The organism is Pseudomonas sp. JDS08PS003, from assembly GCF_045013505.1.
Taxonomy (GTDB): Bacteria; Pseudomonadota; Gammaproteobacteria; order Pseudomonadales; family Pseudomonadaceae; genus Aquipseudomonas; species Aquipseudomonas protegens_B.
On sequence record NZ_CP120724.1, the window covers coordinates 529,409 to 549,372 of the forward strand.

At 62.5% G+C, this 19,964-nt stretch carries 15 protein-coding genes and 1 pseudogene; 12 read left to right on the forward strand and 4 right to left on the reverse strand.

Going from position 1 to position 19,964, the window contains the following annotated elements; translation table 11 throughout:
- The first annotated feature begins 171 nt into the window (after nucleotides 1–171).
- Together thiI and typA are read left to right on the forward strand one after the other, a co-directional pair.
- The gene (gene thiI / locus P7C00_RS02435; RefSeq protein ID WP_404938081.1) at nucleotides 172–1,626 is read left to right on the forward strand and encodes a tRNA uracil 4-sulfurtransferase ThiI; all 1,455 of its coding nucleotides are present in this window, start codon (nucleotides 172–174) and stop codon (nucleotides 1,624–1,626) included.
- A gap of 139 nt (nucleotides 1,627–1,765) precedes the next feature.
- Entirely contained in the window at nucleotides 1,766–3,586 is a 1,821-nt protein-coding gene (gene typA, locus P7C00_RS02440; protein ID WP_041751915.1) for a translational GTPase TypA, read from the forward strand.
- Between the two features lie 106 nt (nucleotides 3,587–3,692).
- Here typA and P7C00_RS02445 read toward each other — a convergent pair whose 3' ends face one another.
- The gene (locus P7C00_RS02445) at nucleotides 3,693–4,136 is read right to left on the reverse strand and encodes a YkgJ family cysteine cluster protein (RefSeq protein ID WP_170002055.1); all 444 of its coding nucleotides are present in this window, start codon (nucleotides 4,134–4,136) and stop codon (nucleotides 3,693–3,695) included.
- Between the two features lie 265 nt (nucleotides 4,137–4,401).
- Between P7C00_RS02445 and P7C00_RS02450 the strand changes: the two genes are divergently transcribed.
- The 5 genes from P7C00_RS02450 to P7C00_RS02470 all read left to right on the forward strand — a co-directional run bounded on the left by P7C00_RS02450 (nucleotide 4,402) and on the right by P7C00_RS02470 (nucleotide 13,907).
- Nucleotides 4,402–6,852, forward strand: coding sequence for a glycogen/starch/alpha-glucan phosphorylase (locus P7C00_RS02450; protein ID WP_346634202.1), 2,451 nt, complete (start codon nucleotides 4,402–4,404; stop codon nucleotides 6,850–6,852).
- 239 nt (nucleotides 6,853–7,091) lie between these two features.
- Nucleotides 7,092–10,733, forward strand: a complete 3,642-nt coding sequence (locus P7C00_RS02455) for a DUF2339 domain-containing protein (RefSeq protein ID WP_404938082.1) — start codon at nucleotides 7,092–7,094, stop codon at nucleotides 10,731–10,733.
- Nucleotides 10,730–12,103, forward strand: a complete 1,374-nt coding sequence (locus P7C00_RS02460; protein ID WP_404938083.1) for a DUF3999 domain-containing protein — start codon at nucleotides 10,730–10,732, stop codon at nucleotides 12,101–12,103. The genes P7C00_RS02455 and P7C00_RS02460 overlap by 4 nt, the downstream gene beginning before the upstream one ends.
- 187 nt (nucleotides 12,104–12,290) lie before the next feature.
- The gene (locus P7C00_RS02465) at nucleotides 12,291–13,301 is read left to right on the forward strand and encodes a class 1 fructose-bisphosphatase (protein ID WP_346634205.1); all 1,011 of its coding nucleotides are present in this window, start codon (nucleotides 12,291–12,293) and stop codon (nucleotides 13,299–13,301) included.
- Between the two features lie 3 nt (nucleotides 13,302–13,304).
- Nucleotides 13,305–13,907, forward strand: coding sequence for a DUF924 family protein (locus P7C00_RS02470; RefSeq protein ID WP_404938084.1), 603 nt, complete (start codon nucleotides 13,305–13,307; stop codon nucleotides 13,905–13,907).
- Between the two features lie 70 nt (nucleotides 13,908–13,977).
- Here the strand turns inward: P7C00_RS02470 and P7C00_RS02475 are convergent, their stop codons facing one another.
- Together P7C00_RS02475 and P7C00_RS02480 are read right to left on the reverse strand one after the other, a co-directional pair.
- On the reverse strand, nucleotides 13,978–14,856 hold the full coding sequence (locus P7C00_RS02475) for a methyl-accepting chemotaxis protein (RefSeq protein WP_402890172.1): 879 nt from the start codon (nucleotides 14,854–14,856) through the stop codon (nucleotides 13,978–13,980).
- Between the two features lie 27 nt (nucleotides 14,857–14,883).
- Nucleotides 14,884–15,870: pseudogene (locus P7C00_RS02480) on the reverse strand (cache domain-containing protein); the annotation flags it as partial.
- 3 nt (nucleotides 15,871–15,873) lie between these two features.
- On the opposite strand from P7C00_RS02480, the gene P7C00_RS02485 reads away from it, so the two are divergent.
- Genes P7C00_RS02485 through P7C00_RS02495 form a run of 3 tightly spaced genes read left to right on the forward strand, consistent with a single transcriptional unit; the run spans nucleotide 15,874 to nucleotide 17,009 of the window.
- The gene (locus P7C00_RS02485; RefSeq protein WP_346634208.1) at nucleotides 15,874–16,119 is read left to right on the forward strand and encodes a hypothetical protein; all 246 of its coding nucleotides are present in this window, start codon (nucleotides 15,874–15,876) and stop codon (nucleotides 16,117–16,119) included.
- A gap of 32 nt (nucleotides 16,120–16,151) precedes the next feature.
- Nucleotides 16,152–16,406 carry a hypothetical protein gene (locus P7C00_RS02490; protein ID WP_011058771.1) on the forward strand — a complete coding sequence of 85 codons (255 nt, stop codon included), beginning with the start codon at nucleotides 16,152–16,154 and terminating at the stop codon, nucleotides 16,404–16,406.
- Between the two features lie 33 nt (nucleotides 16,407–16,439).
- Nucleotides 16,440–17,009, forward strand: coding sequence for a lipocalin family protein (locus P7C00_RS02495; RefSeq protein WP_346634209.1), 570 nt, complete (start codon nucleotides 16,440–16,442; stop codon nucleotides 17,007–17,009).
- Nucleotides 17,010–17,086: 77 nt separating this feature from the next.
- Here the strand turns inward: P7C00_RS02495 and P7C00_RS02500 are convergent, their stop codons facing one another.
- A complete protein-coding gene (locus P7C00_RS02500) occupies nucleotides 17,087–18,451 on the reverse strand; it encodes a formimidoylglutamate deiminase (RefSeq protein WP_346634433.1) in 1,365 nt (454 codons plus the stop codon).
- A 107-nt stretch (nucleotides 18,452–18,558) separates the two neighbouring features.
- Here P7C00_RS02500 and hutC point away from each other — a divergent pair, with 107 nt between their 5' ends.
- Nucleotides 18,559–19,308, forward strand: a complete 750-nt coding sequence (gene hutC / locus P7C00_RS02505; protein ID WP_123724121.1) for a histidine utilization repressor — start codon at nucleotides 18,559–18,561, stop codon at nucleotides 19,306–19,308.
- Complete coding sequence (locus P7C00_RS02510; RefSeq protein ID WP_346634434.1) at nucleotides 19,305–19,877, forward strand: HutD family protein; 573 nt, start codon at nucleotides 19,305–19,307, stop codon at nucleotides 19,875–19,877. The genes hutC and P7C00_RS02510 overlap by 4 nt, the downstream gene beginning before the upstream one ends.
- Nucleotides 19,878–19,964 lie beyond the last annotated feature (87 nt).

The following is a 19,964-nucleotide window of genomic DNA, read 5'->3' on the forward strand; positions in this document are numbered from 1 at the left end:
CGGATTTGGCGTAATGCCGGCATTTGGCGCACTGCAATGTAGCGTCTTCTTTGATAAATGACCCGTTTTGGTGCATTGAAAACCTTCTGCACATTAACTGGTTAAACCTTGAGCAATTTCCGCTATAATCCGCGCCCCCCTTTTTCGGCTGGCCCAGCGCGCGCTGTTTTCATGAAACTAATCGTTAAAGTTTTCCCGGAAATCACCATCAAGAGCCGCCCGGTACGGACGCGTTTCATCCGTCAGTTGGCCAAGAACATCCGTGCCGTGCTCCGCGATCTGGACCCGGCCGTGGTGGTCAATGGTGTGTGGGACAACCTCGAACTGGAAACCGCCCTCAGCGAGCCCAAGGCCCTGAAGGACCTGACCGAGCGCCTGAGCTGCATGCCCGGCATCGCACATTTCCTGCAGGTCGACGAGTACCCTCTGGGCGACTTAGACGACATCGTTGCCAAGTGCAAGCAGCACTTCGGCGAGGCCTTGCCCGGGAAGATTTTTTCGGTGCGCTGCAAGCGCGCCGGCAAGCATGAATTCAGCTCCATGGATGTGGAAAAGTACGTTGGCAGCCAACTGCGTCGGCAGTGCGGCGCCGCCGGCATTTCCCTGAAAGAGCCGGAAATCGAAGTGCGGATGGAAATTCGCGACCAACGGTTGTTCGTGATCCACAGCCAGCACAATGGCATCGGCGGCTACCCGCTAGGCGCCCTGGAACAGACCCTGGTGCTGATGTCCGGCGGTTTCGATTCCACCGTGGCGGCCTACCAGATCATGCGCCGCGGCCTGATGGGGCATTTCTGCTTCTTCAATCTGGGCGGACGTGCCCACGAACTGGGCGTGATGGAAGTCGCGCACTATATATGGAAGAAGTACGGCAGCTCCCAGCGGGTGCTGTTCGTCAGCGTGCCGTTCGAGGAAGTGCTCGGGGAAATCCTTGGCAAAGTCGACAACAGTCATATGGGCGTCATTTTGAAGCGTATGATGTTGCGTGCCGCGTCGAGCATCGCCGACCGCCTGCACATCGACGCGCTGGTGACCGGCGAGGCGATTTCCCAGGTGTCCAGCCAGACCCTGCCGAACCTGTCGGTAATCGACTGCGTGACCGAGAAGCTGGTACTGCGTCCGCTGATCGCCAGCCACAAGCAGGACATCATCGACCTGGCCGTCGAAATCGGTACCGCCGACTTCGCCAAGCACATGCCGGAGTACTGCGGGGTCATCTCGGTGAACCCCAAGACCCATGCCAAGCGCCATCGCGTCGAGCATGAAGAGAAAGAATTCGATATGGCGGTGCTCGAGCGTGCGATCGAGCGGGCCAAACTGGTGCCGATCGATCGAGTGATCGACGAGTTGGGCCAGGATTTGCAGATTGAAGAAGTCAGTGAAGCGCTGGCCGGTCAGATCGTCATCGACATCCGTCACCCGGATGCCGAGGAAGATGACCCGCTGCAGCTGCCTGGCGTCGAAGTAAAAGCGCTGCCGTTCTATGCATTGAACGCCCGCTTCAAGGAACTGGACCCTACGCGCCAGTACCTGCTGTATTGCGACAAAGGCGTCATGAGTCGCCTGCATGCTCACCATCTGCTCAGTGAGGGACATGCCAATGTGCGCGTTTATAGACCGAGCTAAGTGCCCGGGGATGTTCGCCTGTGGCTTGCGTCACCGGCCCCCCGACGCCGCCGTCCAGCTGTAACGGCCAGGCCTGAATCTATTGTTAATCGCTGCCAGCATTTGTCAGCACACCGAATCCTCTGATCGAGATACACAAGTGATCGAAAATCTACGCAACATCGCCATCATTGCCCACGTTGACCATGGTAAGACCACCCTGGTAGACAAACTCCTGCGTCAATCCGGCACCCTGGAGCGCAACGAGCTCAACGACGAGCGCGTGATGGACTCCAACGACCAGGAAAAAGAACGCGGCATTACCATCCTGGCGAAAAACACCGCCATCAACTGGAACGGCTACCACATCAACATCGTGGACACCCCGGGCCACGCCGACTTCGGCGGCGAAGTTGAGCGCGTAATGTCCATGGTCGACTCCGTGCTGCTGCTGGTCGACGCTCAAGACGGCCCTATGCCGCAAACCCGTTTCGTGACCAAGAAGGCTTTCGAAGCCGGCCTGCGTCCAATCGTGGTGATCAACAAGGTTGACCGTCCGGGCGCGCGTCCTGACTGGGTTCTGGACCAGATCTTCGACCTGTTCGACAACCTGGGCGCCACTGAAGAACAGCTGGACTTCAAAGTCGTCTACGCCTCGGCCCTGAACGGCATTGCCGGTCTGGACCACACCGAAATGGCTGAAGACATGACCCCGCTGTACCAGTCGATCGTCGACAACGTACCTGCGCCGGCTGTTGACCGTGACGGTCCGTTCCAGATGCAGATCTCCGCACTGGACTACAACAGCTTCCTGGGTGTGATCGGCGTTGGTCGTATCGCTCGTGGTCGGGTCAAGCCGAACACTCCAGTCGTGGCTATCGACGCCACTGGCAAGAAGCGTAACGGTCGTATCCTCAAGCTGATGGGTCACCACGGTCTGCACCGTGTGGACGTTGAAGAAGCGGCTGCAGGCGACATCGTGTGCATCAGCGGTATGGACTCGCTGTTCATCTCCGACACCCTGTGCCACCCGGACACCGTCGAGGCGATGAAGCCTCTGACCGTTGACGAGCCAACCGTTTCCATGACCTTCCAGGTCAACGACTCGCCATTCTGCGGTAAAGAAGGCAAGTTCGTGACGTCCCGTAACATCAAGGAACGTCTGGACAAAGAGCTGCTGTACAACGTTGCTCTGCGCGTTGAAGAAGGCGACTCGGCCGACAAGTTCAAGGTTTCCGGCCGTGGTGAGCTGCACCTCTCGGTACTGATCGAAACCATGCGTCGCGAAGGCTTCGAAATGGCTGTAGGCCGTCCAGAAGTGATCATCCGTCTGGTTGACGGCGTGAAGCACGAACCGTTCGAAAACGTCACCATCGACCTGCCGGAAGAATCCCAGGGCAAGGTGATGGAAGAGATGGGCCTGCGTAAGGGCGACCTGACCAACATGGTGCCGGATGGCAAGGGCCGTGTACGTCTGGAATACAACATCCCTGCTCGCGGTCTGATCGGTTTCCGTAACCAGTTCCTGACCCTGACCAACGGTGCTGGCATCCTGACCTCGATCTTCGATCGTTACGACGTGATGAAGTCCGGCGACATGTCCGGCCGTCAGAACGGCGTTCTGGTTTCGGTTGAAACCGGCAAGGCGCTGACCTACTCCCTGGAAACCCTGCAGGCGCGTGGCAAGCTGTTCGTTGAACACGGTCAGGAAATCTACAACGGTCAGATCGTTGGTCTGAATAGCCGTGACAACGACCTGGGTGTGAACCCAACCAAAGGCAAGAAGCTCGACAACATGCGTGCTTCGGGCAAGGACGAAACCATCGCCCTGGTTCCACCTGTTCGCTTCACCCTGGAACAGGCTCTGGAATTCATCCAGGACGACGAGCTGTGCGAAGTGACGCCTAAGTCCATCCGTCTTCGCAAGAAGATCCTGGACGAAAGCGAGCGTACCCGCGCTGCCAAGAAAGCCAAGAACTGAGTCTTTAGTTCCGGCTGAATGAAAACGCCCCCGGCCTTGCGGTCGGGGGCGTTTTTTTTGTGCCGGTTTTTTGTGCGCGGGGAGGGCTCCCGCTAGCCGATCGGGCTCAGAAGCGTTCCAGGGTCCGACTGCTGGTATTGGTCGGGCGCTCCTGGGGCTTGGGCTTGTAGGCACAGTAGCCCGGACGTGGACCGATCTTCGGGTGGTTGCGGCAGGTGTCCGGGCGCTTGTCATAAATGGTGCACAGGCGGCTTTTACGATCCAGATACAGGCAGTCGTTGTTGCTCATGCGCTGCAGGGTGAAGATTTCCGACTTCTGGTTGTAGCGCTCGACGATGCCTTCTTTCTGCAGGCGCTTGGCGATGTTCTTCGCCGGTTCGCCGCGCTCGAATTCGTCGACGATGCCAATGCGGATCAGGTCCTTGATCTTCACTTCCACCGGCAGGGTGCAGCAGCTGGACATGCAGGAACCGCACATGGGCGCGGTGTATTTGGCCCAGGTATCGAGACGGTCGATTTCCGCGGCGGCGATCAGGTTGGACTTCATCAAGGTGGTGGTTCCGGCATGTTCCAGGGCGCGCGATCATACCGGGACTGGTGGATTTTTGAACGACTTTAGGTCGGATTTTTCTTTCGTGCTTGGCGATTAGTCCCTGGCGGCACGGCATCTGCATCTTTTTCCCCGCAGGCGCAGAAGACTCCCTCTTGAGCCGAGCCATTTGAAACAGCGCCGAACCAGAGCCTTCGCTCCGTGTCAGACCGACTAGGCTCAGACCATTCCATGCTCACTGTGTATCTCGTCAGAGGTCGTATCGATGACTCAGGAATCCCTTGTTCGCGACGCTGAGGTGGCCGCCTTTCGCGAAGCCGTCTTGACCAAACTCACCTACGCGGTAGGCAAAGACCCGGATCACGCCTTCGACCACGACTGGTTCGAGGCCATTGCCCTGGCTGCGCGGGACCATATGGTCGACCACTGGATGGATCACACGCGACAGATGTATCGCAAGGGGCAGAAGCGGGTGTACTACCTGTCCCTGGAGTTCCTGATCGGCCGCTTGCTGTTCGATAGCCTGAGCAATCTTGGCCTGCTGGACGTGGCCCGTGAGGCCCTCACCGATCTGGGGGTGGACCTGGAGCGCATCCGCTTGCTGGAGCCCGATGCGGCCCTGGGCAACGGCGGCCTGGGTCGCCTGGCGGCGTGTTTCATGGAGAGCATGTCGACTCTGGGCCTCGCCGGTCACGGCTACGGTATCCGTTACGAGCACGGTCTGTTCCGCCAGGCGATTGTCGACGGCTGGCAGCAGGAGCAGACCGAACACTGGCTGGATTTCGGCAACCCCTGGGAGTTCGAGCGCCCCGAGGTGATCTACTCCATCGGCTTTGGCGGCAGCGTCGACACTGTGACCGACGAGGCGGGCAACACTCGCCAGGTCTGGTGGCCGGCGGAAACCGTACGGGCAGTGGCCTACGACACCCCGGTGGTGGGCTGGCGTGGGGCCAGTGTCAACACCCTGCGTCTGTGGCGAGCCCGGGCCATGGAGGATTTGCACCTGGAGCGTTTCAACGCCGGAGACCACCTGGGCGCCGTGGCAGAAGTGGCCCGGGCCGAGAGCATCTCCCGGGTGCTGTACCCGGCCGACAGCACCGAGGCGGGCCAGGAGCTGCGCCTGCGCCAGGAGTATTTCTTCGTCTCGGCGTCGTTGCAGGATTTGCTGCGGCGCCACAAGAACATGCACGACTCGGTGCTCAGCCTCGGCGAGCACGCGGCCATCCAGCTCAATGACACCCACCCGTCGATCGCTGTGGCCGAGCTGATGCGCCAATTGGTGGACCTGCACGGCATCGCCTGGGACGCGGCGTGGCAGATCACCGTGGAAACCCTGTCCTACACCAACCACACCCTGTTGCCCGAGGCCCTGGAAACCTGGCCGGTGGGCCTGATGGAACGCATGCTGCCACGGCACATGCAGATCATCTATTTGATCAACGCCCAGCACATCGACTCCTTGCGGGCCAAGGGCCTGCATGATTTCGACGTACTGCGGGCGGTGTCGCTGATCGAGGAAGACAACGGTCGCCGGGTGCGCATGGGCAACCTGGCATTTCTCGGCTCCCACAGCGTCAATGGCGTCTCCGGACTGCACACCCAGTTGATGCGCAGCACGGTGTTCTCCGAGCTGCACAAGCTGTACCCCGAGCGGATCAACAACAAGACCAACGGCATCACTTTCCGCCGCTGGCTATACCAGGCCAACCCGCAACTGACCGAAATGCTGGTGGACGCCCTGGGCCCCGAACTGCTGGACAATCCCGAGGAACTGCTACTGGGTCTTGAGCCCTTTGCCGAGAAAGCGGCCTTTCGCAAGCAGTTCGCCGAACAGCGGCTGCACAGCAAGCGCGCCCTGGCGGCAATCATCCATGAGCGTCTGGGAATCGCGGTCAACCCGGCGGCGATGTTCGATGTGCAGGTCAAGCGCATTCACGAGTACAAGCGCCAATTGCTCAACCTGCTGCATACCGTGGCGCTGTACCAGGCGATCCGCGCCGAGCCGGAAACCGACTGGGTGCCCCGGGTGAAGATCTTTGCCGGCAAGGCAGCCGCCAGTTATCACCAGGCCAAGCTGATCATCAAACTGACCAACGACATCGCCCGTACGGTGAACAACGACCCGACAGTGCGCGGCCTGCTCAAAGTGGTGTTCCTGCCCAACTACAACGTCAGCCTGGCGGAAAGCATCATTCCCGCCGCCGACCTGTCGGAGCAGATCTCCACCGCCGGCTTCGAGGCTTCGGGCACCAGCAACATGAAGTTCGGCCTCAACGGCGCCCTGACCATCGGCACCCTGGATGGCGCCAACGTCGAAATGTGCGAGCAGGTGGGCGCCGAACACATGTTCATTTTTGGCCTCAGCGCCCAGCAGGTTGAGGCGCGCAAGCGCAATGGCGAATTCAGCGCGGTGCCGGATATCGCTGCCTCCCATCGGCTCAACGATGTGCTGCAGGCGATTCGTGGCGGGGTGTTCTCTCCAGATGATCCGTCGCGCTACATCGGGCTGATCGATTCCCTGATCGACTACGACCGGTTCCTGGTCTGTGCCGATTTCGATGCTTACTGGAGTGCCCAGGCCCGAGTCGAGGAGCGTTGGCACGACTCCAAGGAGTGGTGGCGCTCTGCGGTGCTCAACACGGCGCGCATGGGCTGGTTTTCTTCGGACCGGACCATCCGTGAATACGCCACGCAGATCTGGAAGGCGCTGGAGTGAGGCGTTCGGGAAAATGCTTGAACTGTGCACAAGGCCCAACGTTTATTGGGCCGGGTCGATATACTGAGCGGCGATTTTATCTCCCGGATGGTGTCTTTTGAGCCGCGCTCAGCTTCCAATCGGGGACCGGCCTTCGCCGGCAAACCGGCACCTACAATCTCCGTAGGAGCCAGTTTGCCGGCGAAAGCGTCAACACAGCTGTACCTGTCCTTTAGTGGACCGCTTAGGGATATCGACACATGCAATGGATGTTCATGCTGTTGGGGATGGTGCTGGGGTGGATCGTTGATGAGTCCATCAGCGATGCCCTGATAGGTGCGCTGCTGGGCCTGGCCGTCGGCCTGGCCATTCGTTTCGGCGCCCTGCAGCGACAAGTTGTCGACCAGCACCGCGAGCTGGAACAGGCGAAAAAGGCCTTGGCCACGCTGGGCCAGCGTCTGGCCCTGCTGGAAAGCAACGGTGGCTCCGCTGCCGAACCCGCGTCAGCTCCCCCGAGTGCCCCGCTTGCCGAGGCCAGCGCAAGCATGAGCGCCGCGTCGGAACGCGAAGAGCTGCCTGAATTCATTCTGGATGAAGTCCAGCCTGTGGAGCCGGTGCCGGTGGCCCCCGAGCTGGTCTGGGAGTTGCCCGCTGCGGTGCGCCCTGTCGCGGCAATGGAAGCCAGCCAGCCGGTGCCGGATTCGGTCTGGCAACCCGCGCCCCAGGCGACGTCCCGGGAGCCGCAGCAGCCTGCGGCCCCTGTGGATCTGCAACCGAACCTGATCGAGCGCGCCATCAGCGGTGCGCGCACCTGGCTGTTTGGTGGCAACACCGTGCTGCGGGTCGGTGTGGTGCTGCTGTTCCTCGGCCTGGCCTTCCTCCTGCGCTACGCCACCGAAGGCATGGTGGTGCCCATCGAACTGCGTTATGCCGGGGTGGCGGCCAGCTCCCTGGGGCTGCTGGGACTGGGTTGGTGGCTGCGGCGACGCAACAGCAACTACGCGCTGATGCTGCAGGGCACCGGCATCGCCGTGCTCTACCTGACGGTGTTTGCAGCCATGCGCCTGCATCCGTTGCTCGACCCTTCCGCGGCCTTGGGCCTGCTGGTGGCCGTGACCGTGTTTTCGGCGATCCTGGCCATTACCCAGGATGCCCTGGCCCTGGCGGCGGCCGCCGCCCTGGGCGGTTTTGCCGCGCCGATCCTGACGTCCACTGGCGCCGGCAGCCATGTGGCGCTGTTCAGCTACTTCGCCTTGCTCAACGCCGGTATCCTCGCCATTGCCTGGTTCAAGGCCTGGCGCCTGCTCAACCTGATCGGCTTTGTCGGCACCTTCGGCATCGGTTTCGCCTGGGGCCTGCGTTCCTATACTCCGGAGCTGCTGTGGAGCACCGAGCCGTTCCTGATCTTGTTCTTCCTCATGTACCTGGCCATCGGCCTGCTGTTCACCCGGCGCAAACTGCTGGAAATGACCGATGCTCCGGTGGGCGCCGATCGTCAGGCGCTGCTGCACTGGTCCGCGCGCCAGGGCGACTACGTCGACGGCAGCATGCTCTTCGGCCCGCCGCTGGTGGGCTTCGGCCTGCAGCTGGCGCTGGTCCAGCATCTGGAATTCGCTGCCTCCTTCAGCGCCCTGGCCCTGGGCCTGATCTACATGGTCCTGGCGCGGGTGCTGATGGGCGGCCGCGCTCTGTTGCTGGGTGAAACCTGCCTGGCCCTGGGGGTGATTTTCGCCAGTCTGGCCATTCCACTGGGACTCGATGCCCGCTGGACCTCGGCCGCCTGGGCCGTGGAGGGCGCGGGGATCTTCTGGCTCGGCCTGCGCCAGCAGCGCCCATTGGCCCGGGCCTTCGCCTTGCTGTTGCAGGTGGGCTCGGCCCTGGCCTTCCTCAGTGAGCTGCGGCCTGGCGAATCCAGTCTGTTGGACGGTGCGCCGTTGGGCGCACTGTTGCTCGGTATCGCGTTGCTGTTCAGCTTCGACCAGTTGCGGCGGGCGCAGAAGACCCAGGTATCGAGTTGGGAGCAGGGCATTGCGCCGATCCTGGCGGTTGCCGGGCTGGCTTTCCTGTACCTGCTGGCGCCGCTGTTCCTGTTCACCCAGGGCACGGCCATCAGTTGGGCACTGGCCGGGCTGGCAACGCTGTTTGTCGGCCTGCGTCTGCAATCACGGACCTTCCTGTTCACCGCCTTCGCCGTGCAGCTGTTGGGCGGTGCACTGTTCCTGATGCGCCTGCAAGGCGCGGACGGCGATGCCGGTGCAGTGTTCAGCGCCGGCTGGAGCGGCCTGATGAGCGCTTCGCTGATCGGCCTGGCGCTGATCGGCGGCATGCTCCTGGCCGCCCGTAATCACATGGTGCGCAGTGATCCGCGGTTGCTGCGAGGCCTGTCCCTGGTGCTGCTGGCCGGGTTGATGATGATCAACCTGGCGGTGCTGTTCGTTCTGCCGTGGAGCACGGCCAGTGGTGTCTGGGCTGCCAGTGGCCTGCTGATCATCTGGCTCAGCCTGTACTTGCAGCAGCGGGCCAGTTTTGTCTTCGGCCTGGTGCTCCAGGTGATTGGCGGCAGCACCTTCCTGCTGGCCGGTTCGGACTGGTATTTCGTGGCGGCGGACGCTGCACGGCCCCTGGCCAATGGCGACTTCTGGACGCCGATGGTGCTGGCCCTGGCGGCCCTGGTGGGCGCCTGGCGTCTGCAGCGGGGCAATCACGGTTCGGCTTTCGATGCCTTGAGCCTGGGCCACCTGTCCGATCTGTTGCTGGCCTGGGGCGCGTGCTGGTGGGCCTTTACCTGGCTCAAGGAAGTACTGCGCTTCGCCCCGGCCCATTGGCAGGCGAGCCTGTTGCTGCTGATCACCGCGGCCAGTGTGCTGCTCTGCGCGCTGCTGGCGGTGCGACTGCAGTGGAAGTCCCTGGGGCTGGTGTGCAGCCTGCTGATACCGGCGGGGGCACTGGTGCTGCTGGCGGCTTGGGCGCCGCGTTATCACCCGGCGGCGGATCTGGGCTGGTTGGCCTGGGCCCTGCTGTTCGCCGTGCACTTCTTCAGTTTGCGGCGCCTGGCGGCATGGCTGCCGACGCGGATCCTGAGCATTGCCCATGTGCTGGGTTGCTGGCTGCTGATCGGCGTGCTGGCCCTGGAGCTGCGTTATGGCCTGCTGCTGTTGTCCGAGCAGTACAACGCTTGGCGCTGGTTGGGTTGGGCGATCCTGCCGAGCCTGTATCTGGTGGCCATGGCTGCGCCGCGCCATTGGCCGTGGCCGGTTGCCGCGCATTCCCGGGAGTACCGCCTGTATGCCGCGCTGCCTCTGGCGGTATTGATGCTGGGCTGGTTCTGGCTGGCCAATACCTTCAGCGATGGCCGGGCCGAGCCGCTGCCTTATCTGCCATTGCTCAATCCCCTGGAGCTGGGGCTGCTGTTTGCCTTGTTCGGGGTTTATGTGTGGTCTCGCAGTGCAGTGCAGGAGCTGGCGATCCGCGCCGATTACGCCGAGCGCGCCACGCAACTGGTGGCGGGGCTGTCGCTGTTCGCCTTCTTTACCGTGCTGGTGATGCGGGCCGCCCACCATTGGAGCGGTGTGCCGTTCCAGGCGGATGCCTTGCTTGAGTCGATGATGGTCCAGGCCGGGCTGTCCATCGTCTGGACCCTGATTGCCCTGAGCCTGATGATCGGCGGCCATCTGCGCCATCGCCGCGAAGTGTGGCTGATTGGTGCGGTGCTGATCGCCGTGGTGGTGGCCAAGCTGTTCCTGGTGGAATTGAGCAACCGTGGCGGGCTGGCGCGGATCGTCTCGTTCATCGGGGTGGGAGTATTGCTGCTGGTGGTGGGCTATTTCGCCCCATTGCCGCCCAAGCGCGCCGAGGCTGAAGCCGAGCCCGGCAAACCGTTGAATGAAGGAGTGTCATCGTGAGTGCGAAGCTGAGCCTGGGCTGGTTGGGGGCTGTTGGCCTGTGTGTGGCGCTGTCCGCCGCGGCCCAGGACAAACCGGGGGATTTCAGGTCTCTTGCGCCCCTGAGCCTGAGCGGCGAAGGCCCCTGGTATCGCCTGGAGTTGCCGTTGGCGGTGCAGCTGCACGCCAGCCAGACCGACCTGCGGGACATCCGTGTATTCAACGCCGCCGGCGAGCCCCAGGCCTATGCCCTGGCGCGCCAGCAGGCGCAGACCACCGAGCAGCGCAAGCTCAGTGATGTGAAGTGGTTCCCGCTGTACAACTCGGCGGACGCCGCCGACAGCATCCCCAGCGTGCGGGTGCAGTCCACCACCAATGGCACCTTGGTGGAGGTCCAGCCTTCCACGCAGATGGAGGCCGGGGAGGAAGTCCTGCGCGGCTGGTTGCTGGATGCCAGCGCGATCAAGGCACCGTTGCAGCAATTGGTGCTGGACTGGAACAGCGAGCGCGACGGCTTCCAGCGGTTCAGCATCGAGGCCAGTGACGACTTGCAGCACTGGCAGCCCTGGGGCGAAGGCCAGGTGGCGCGCCTGTCGTTCGCCGACGAGCGGGTCGAGCAGCATGAAGTGGCCTTGCCCGGGCAGGCGGCGCGCTACCTGCGCCTGTTGTGGAACACCCCGCAAGCGGCGCCGGTGCTGACCTCGGCCCAGTTGCAGAGCAGCACTACCAGCAGCCTGCCATCGCCGCTGGTGTGGTCGCAGCCCCTGGGAGGCAGCAGTGGCAAGGCCGGCGAGTACACCTGGCAGTTGCCCATGGGCCTGAACCTGGAACGGGTACGGATTGCCCTCACCCAGGCCAACAGCCTGGCCCCGGCCACGCTGTATGGGCGCCGTGAAAGCAGCCTGCCGTGGCAGCCCCTGGGCAATGGTCTGCTGTACCGCCTGACCCAGAACGGCCAGGACGTGCAACAGAACGAACTGCAATTGCCGGGGCAGACTGTGCAGCAACTCAAGCTGGTGGTGGACGAGCGCGGCGGCGGCCTGGGCGCCGAGGCCCCGAGCCTGGAGTTCGCCGTGCGCGGCACCCAACTGGTATTCCTGGCCCGGGGTGCCGGGCCTTACACTCTGGCCCTGGGCAACCCCACTGCGAGTGCGGCCAACCTGCCGCTGGCGACCCTGATCCCCGACTACAGCCCGCAACGCCTCAAGCAATTGGGCCAGGCCAAGGTCGAGGGCGCGGCGCAACTGGCCTCGGCCACTGCCGCTCCTGCTGCTGCCGTGGCGGCCAGCGGGCCGGACTGGAAGAAAATCGGCCTGTGGGCGGTATTGCTCTTGGGGGTGCTGGCCCTGGGCGGCATGGCCTTCAGCATGTTGCGCAAACCCGCGGCCTGAGGCGGGCGCTTGTGGCGAGGGAGCAAGCTCTCTCGCCACGGACGCCCATCCTGCCTGCGGTTTTGTGGCTACGCTGAAGCGGGCGCCTGAACTCTATCTGCCGGTTCCCTGTCTGAGAGGAGGAAATGCGCCCCGACTCGCGTTAAACTGCGCGGGTTTTTAGCCCCCCATTCCTCCGGAGCCTTCCATGTCCCGCGTTACCCTGAGTCGCTATTTGATTGAGCAGACCCGCAGCAACAACACTCCTGCCGATCTGCGCTTCCTGATCGAAGTGGTGGCGCGTGCTTGCAAGGAGATCAGCCACGCAGTGTCCAAAGGCGCCCTGGGTGGTGTTCTGGGCAGCATGGGCACGGAAAACGTGCAGGGCGAAGTGCAGAAGAAGCTCGACGTGATCTCCAACGAGATCCTCCTCGAAGCCAACGAATGGGGCGGTCACCTGGCCGGCATGGCGTCCGAGGAAATGGACAATGCCTACCAGATCCCGGGCAAATACCCGAAAGGCGCCTACCTGCTGGTGTTCGACCCACTGGACGGTTCGTCCAACATCGACATCAACGCACCGGTTGGCACCATCTTCTCGGTACTGCGCTGCCCTAACGAATACCTGAGCCAGAACGAAGCCCTGAACGAAAAGGCCTTCCTGCAGCCGGGCACCCAGCAGGTCGCTGCCGGTTACGCCATCTACGGCCCACAGACCATGCTGGTGCTGACCCTGGGCGACGGCGTCAAAGGCTTCACCCTGGACCGTGAAATGGGCAGCTTCGTGCTGACTCACGAAGACATCAAGATCCCGGAATCCACCCAGGAATTCGCCATCAACATGTCCAACGAGCGTCACTGGGAAGCCCCGGTCAAGCGCTACGTTGATGAGCTGCTGGCCGGTGATACCGGTCCACTGAAAAAGAACTACAACATGCGCTGGGTCGCGGCCATGGTGGCCGACGTGCACCGTATCCTGACCCGTGGCGGCCTGTTCATGTACCCACGTGACAGCCGCGAACCGGAGAAGCCGGGCAAGCTGCGCCTGATGTACGAAGCCAACCCGATGTCGTTTCTGGTGGAACAGGCCGGCGGCGCGTCCACCGATGGCCACAAGCGCATTCTCGACATTCAGCCTGAAGGCCTGCACCAGCGTGTGGCAGTGTTCCTGGGTTCGAAGGAAGAAGTGGCTCGCGTCACCGCGTACCACAAGGAATAAAACATGGCCGCGCCCTGGCAGCCCTTGCTCGATTGGTGGTTCGGTTCAGCCGACAAACCGGCGGACATCGTGGCGGAAAAGGGCCTGCTGTGGTTCGGCAAGCGTGACAGTCAGGACCTTGAGGCGCGTGAGCGCTTCGGGGCCCTGGTGGAGCAGGCACTGGCCGGCGGATTGACCGGGTGGGCGCAAAGTCCCCAAGGTTGGCTGGCCCTGGTGCTGTTGCTCGATCAACTGCCACGCATGATCTATCGCGATACTCCCAAGGCGTTCTCCGGCGATACCCGTGCCCAGGCACTGGTGGCCCAGGGCATTGCCGCGGACCTCGACCGGCAATTACCGGCCATGCAGCGCAGCTTCATCTACCTGGTGTTCGAGCATTGCGAGCACCTGGCGGTGCAGAACGAAGGGGTTTCACGTTTTGCTGCCCTGCATGACGCACAGCCGGAGGAAGATCGTCCGGTGTTCGCCGATCATCTGGACTACGCCGAACGGCACCAGAAAGTTATTGCCCGCTTCGGGCGCTTTCCCCATCGCAACGCCATCCTCGGCCGTGAGTCCACTGCCCAAGAGCTGGCTTTCCTGCGCGAGCCCGGTTCGCGTTTTTAAGATCGCTTTCGCCGGCAACTCGGCTCCTACGCAATTGCGGTAGGAGCCGGCTTGCCGGCGAAGCTGTTCCTTAGATACGGAAGCTGCCCACCAGATGCTGCAGGCGTTTGGCCTGTTGTTCCAGGTCGGCGCAGGCGCGCAGGGTGGCTTGCAGGTTTTCCACCCCTTCCTGATTGAGGGTGTTGATCTCGGTGATGTCGACGTTGATCGACTCCACCACGGCGGTCTGCTCTTCGGTGGCGGTGGCCACCGACTGGTTCATGCCGTCGATCTCGCCGATACGCTGGGTCACACTGCCCAGGCGTTCGCCGGCCTGGTTGGCGATGCCGACGCTGCTTTCGCTCTCGCGCTGGCTCTCGGTCATGGTGCCCACCGCTTCACGGGCGCCCACTTGCAGCTCCTCGATCATCTTCTGCACTTGCTGCGCCGAGTCCTGGGTGCGGTGGGCGAGGTTGCGCACCTCGTCCGCCACCACCGCGAAACCGCGACCGGCTTCCCCGGCCCGTGCCGCTTCGATGGCGGCGTTGAGGGCCAGCAGGTTGGTCTGCTGAGAAATGCTGGTGATGACTTCGAGGATCTGCCCGATGTTCACCGTGTTGCTGTTGAGGGTCTCGATGTTGTCGCAGGAGCTGCTGATCTTCGCCGACAGCTGCTGCATGGCGGCGATGGTCTTGTCCACCACCTGCTGGCCGTCTTCCGCCAGGCTGCGGGCATCGCTGGAGTGTTGCGAAGCCAGGGCGGCGTTCTGGGCGATTTCCTGGGCAGCGGCGCCCAACTGGTTGATGGCGGCGGCCACGCTGCTGGTGCGGGAGGCTTGCTGGTCGGAGTTGAACATCGACGAGTTGGAGGCGGCGACCACCCGCAGGGCCACTTCGTTGACCTGGCCGGTGGCCGAGGAGACTTCGCGGATCGAGCTGTGGATCCGCTCGACGAAACGGTTGAACGACATACCCAGGGTGCCGAACTCGTCGTGGCCGTGGATTACCAGACGCTTGGTCAGGTCGCCCTCGCCTTCGGCGATGTCGTGCATGGCTCGGCCCATCAGATGCAGCGGCTGCATCAGTATGCGGATCAGCATGCCCAGCAGGCTGATGATGATCACCACCGCGATCAGCATGGCGATGATCGCCGAGGTGCGAAATTCGCTGAGCACGGCGAAGGCGGTGTCCTTGTCCAGGACCAGAGCCACGTACCAGTCGGCCGAGGGCACGCCGTTGACGTGGGTGAAGGAGATGAACTGGGTCTTGCCGTTCAGTTGCACTTCTTTCAGACCGGGGCTGATGCTCGGCGCGCCAGTGGGATAGGCCTCGGCGAGGCTCTTGAGTACCAGCTTGCTGTCGGGATGGATGAGGATCTTGCCGTCGGCGCTGACGATGAAAGCCTGGCCATGGCCGCCGAAGTTCAGTGAATTGATGATGGCGCTGATGCTCGACAGATCGATATCGGCACCGGCCACGCCGATCATCTGGTTCTGATGTTGCACCGGAGTGGCGACGGTGATCACCAGCTTGCCGGACGAGGCGGCGATATAGGGTTCGGTGACTATGGTTTGTTGGGCGCTGTTGGCCGCCTTGTACCAGCCCCGGGCGCGGGGGTCGTAGTCGGCGGCGCGGTTGCCGGCCGGTACCGAGAACATCACGCCGTCCTGGCCACCGAAGTAGCTGAGCTGGAAGTTGCTGGTGTAGGCGGGCAGGCCGACGCTGCGTTTCAGGCTGTCGGCGCCGTTGCCGTCCACGGCGATCTGCTGGGCCAAAGATTGCAGGAGCTGGATGCGGCTTTCCAGCCAGGTCTGGATATTGCTGGTGGTCAGGCTACCCAGTTCCTGCATGGTGGACTCGGTGCTGCTGCGCAGGGCCTCACGCTGTCGGTAGTCATTGAACAGAATAAAACAGGCGAACGCGACGGCCACCACAAGGGCGGCGGCAAGCAGGATCTTGTGGCTGAATTTCATATTGCTGGTCATTAAGTGAACTACCGCGATGGGCTGGTCAACGAGGGGCGTCAATTTGCCACAGTGGAGGGCTTTACGCTGCAGTTATGTCGACTGGCCATTACTGAAGATGAGGCCTCGTGGAGAAAAACCGACGAACAGCAGGGCAAGGCGAAAAGGTGTTTGATTTACCGGGAAAATGCCCACAGAGCCGGGCAAGAAATACCCGGCTCTGTGGGGAACCAGAAGGGGCTTTTCTCTTCTAAGCTTCTGGTTGGCTGACAGGCCTTCCCCCTTTCGTCCAGGAGTTCACCATGTCCCTGCGTTCTCTCGCTCTGTTGTCGTTCTGCGTGCTGCTGGCTGCGTGCAGCAAGGTCAATCAGGAAAACTATTCCAAGCTCTCGGCGGGCATGCCCAAGGCCGAGGTTGAACAACTCCTGGGCAAGCCGACTGACTGTTCGGGCGCGCTGGGCATGTCCAGTTGCACCTGGGGTGACAAGAACAGCTTTATCAGCGTGCAGTATGCCGGTGACAAGGTTCTGATGTTTTCCGGGCAAGGCCTGAAGTAAAAACCGGGGCTTCGGGCCCGCGGGAGAAAAATAATGATGCGTTTTGTTTTCACTCTTCTGGTCGGCCTGCTCTTGGCCGGCTGCGCCACGTCCCGGGACGATTCGCTGGCGCCCAAGACTATCAACCACGTCGATCTCAAGCGCTATCAGGGGACCTGGTACGAGTTGGCGCGGTTGCCGATGTATTTCCAGCGTAACTGCGCGCAATCCGAGGCCCGCTATACCTTGCTGCCGGATGGCACCGTGGCGGTGCTCAACCGCTGCCTGACTCCGGAGTGGAAGTGGGAGGAGGCTCGTGGCACGGCAACGCCTCAGGTACCGGGCAAGACCGACAAGCTCTGGGTCGAGTTCGATAACTGGTTCTCGCGACTGCTGCCGGGGGCAACCAAGGGCGACTATTGGGTGTTGTATGTCAGCGATGACTACAAGACCGCCATTGTCGGCAATCCGAACCGCCGTTACCTGTGGTTGCTGTCGCGCACGCCGGAGGTCAACGAGACGGTGCGTGAAGAGTTGCTGAGCAAGGCGCGTCAGCAGGGTTATGACACCACGCGGTTGATCTGGCGGGTGTCGGACTCGGCCATGGCCCAGACCTCGAAATAGACCTGTAGGAGCCGGCTTGCCGGCGAAGGCGCTCTCATGGACGCTTTCGCCGGCAAGCCGGCTCCTATGCCTATGGGTCAGTTGAGCAGGTCGCGCAGGACCTGGGTGAAGGCCTGGTTACTGTCTTCTTCGGCGGCGTGACGGCCGTCACGCACGACCCATTGGCCACCCACCATCACATCCCGTACCTGGCGGTCGCCGCCGGCAAACAGCCAGCGGTTGAGAATCCCGTCGCCATCCGCCGTGGCCAGGTAAGGGTCGTTGCCATCCAGTACCAGCCAGTCGGCACGCTTGCCCACGGCCAATGTACCTATGGGTTGCCCCAGCGCCTGGGCACCGCCATCGAGCGCGGCATCGTACAAAGTGCGGCCGACCATGGGCTGGTCCGCGCGGTACAGACGGTTGCGACGCTGGTCCCGCAGGCGTTGGCCGTACTCCAGCCAGCGCAGTTCTTCCACCACGCTCAAAGACACATGGCTGTCAGAGCCGATGCCCAGGCGTCCGCCTTGGGCGAGGAACTCCACCGCCGGGAAGATGCCGTCGCCCAGGTTGGCCTCGGTGGTCAGGCACAGGCCGGCAATGGCCCGGCTTTCGGCCATGAGGCTGACTTCTTGCGGATTGGCGTGAGTGGCGTGGACCAGGCACCAGCGTTGATCCACCTCGACGTTTTCATACAACCATTGCAGTGGGCGAAGTCCGCTCCAGGTCAGGCAGTCGTCGACTTCCTTCTGCTGTTCGGCAATGTGGATGTGCACCGGGCACTGGCGGTCACTGGCGGCCAGGACTTCGCTGATCTGCTGTGGCGTGACCGCGCGCAACGAGTGAAAGCACAGGCCCAGTTGCTGGTTGGCCTGTTGCGCCAGCAGAGGCTGCAAGCGCTGTTGCAGCTGGAGGTAGTTTTCCGTGCTGTTGATAAAGCGGCGTTGGCCGTCATTGGGGGCCTGGCCGCCGAATCCCGAATGGCTGTACAGCACGGGCAGCAAGGTCAGTCCGATACCGGTGCCGGCGGCGGCCTGGCTGATGCGTCGGGACAGCTCGGCAGGGTCGGCGTAGGGTTGGCCGTCGGTGTCGTGATGCACGTAGTGGAATTCCGCCACCGAGGTGTAGCCGGCCTTGAGCATTTCGATGTACAGCTGGCGGGCGATGATCTCCAATTGTTCAGGGCTGATCTTGCCCACCAGGCGGTACATCAGGTCGCGCCAGGTCCAGAAGCTGTCGTTGGGATTGCCGGCCACTTCCGCCAGCCCGGCCATGGCTCGCTGGAAAGCGTGGGAGTGCAGGTTGGGCATGCCGGGTAGCAGCGGGCCCTTGAGCCGCTCTGCACCTTCCGCACTGGCGTTGGCCTGGATGTGAGTCAGCAGGCCGTCGGCGCTGACTTCAAGACGTACATCGTTGGCCCATCCGTTAGGCAGCAGCGCGCGTTCGGCGAAGAAGGCGGACATGGTTCAAGCACCCCATCGTGTGTTATTTGTATATACATATACAGACGTTTGCCTGCTCGGTAAACTCCGGCAAGCTAGTCACCTTTTTTGCTCAACAAGGATTTCCCGTGCCGACTCCGCCTGCCAAATCGCCGCTGGCTGCCCATCTGGGCGATAGTCCGGCGCCCTTGTATGCCCGCGTCAAACAGATGATCACCCAGCAGATCGAGAGCGGAAACTGGCCGCCGCATTACCGCGTTCCCTCGGAAAGCGAGCTGGTCAATCAGCTGGGCTTCAGCCGCATGACCATCAACCGCGCGCTGCGGGAAATGACCGCTGAGGGCATGCTGGTGCGCATGCAGGGCGTGGGGACCTTCGTCGCCGAACCCAAGAGCCAGTCGGCCTTGTTCGAAGTGCATAACATTGCCGACGAGATCGCCTCTCGCGGTCATCGCCACACCTGCCAGGTCGTCACCCTGGGCGAAGAGGCTGCCGGTTCCGAGCGCGCCCTGGCCCTGGACATGCGCGAAGGCCAGAGGGTTTTCCACTCGCTGATCGTGCATTTCGAGAACGACATCCCGGTGCAGATCGAGGATCGCTTCGTCAACGCCCTGGTGGCGCCGGAGTACCTCAAGCAGGACTTCACCCTGCAAACCCCCTACGCCTATCTGTCCCAGGTCGCCCCATTGACCGAGGGCGAGCATGTGGTGGAGGCGATTCTCGCCGAGCCTGAAGAGTGCGAGCTGCTGCAGATCGAGCGTGGCGAGCCGTGCCTGTTGATTCGGCGTCGCACCTGGTCCGGGCGCCAGCCGGTGACCGCCGCCCGCTTGATCCACCCCGGTTCCCGTCATCGTCTGGAAGGGCGCTTTCATAAATGATCCAGTCCACTTTGTTACGCGCCGCCGACTACCCGCGCATGCCGTGGAAAAACGGCGGCGGCAGCACCGAAGAAATCACTCGTGATGCCGGCACTGGCCTGGAAGGGTTTGGCTGGCGCCTGTCGATTGCCGATATCGGCGAATCCGGCGGCTTTTCCAGCTTTGCCGGTTATCAGCGGATCATCACCGTGCTGCAGGGTGCGGGCATGCAACTGACGGTCGATGGCGAAGAGGTACGGCCCTTGCTGCCCCTGGACCCCTTTGCCTTCAGCGGTGCCAGCCAGGTGAATTGCACCCTGCTGGAGGGGGCGATCCGCGATTTCAACCTGATCTACTGCCCTGAGCGTTACGTCGCTCGCTTGCAGTGGTTCGATGGTCAGCAACGTTTCTTCACCCAGGCACACACCGTGCTGGTGTTCAGTGCTGCCGAACAGGCCTGGGTGGACACGGGTAGCACTCCGGTGCAGGCATTGGGGCGTTATGACTGCCTGCGCCTGGATGACAATGCCGGGGTTGTGGAAATCGCCACCGATGGACGCTGCTGCGTCATCGAGCTCACCGCCATCTGATCATTGTGGGTGGGTGCAGGCCGGGATACGGCCTGCGCCTGCTGCCGGCTTCTCTCTTCTATTCGCTCCCTCGCTGCGCCAGAACCC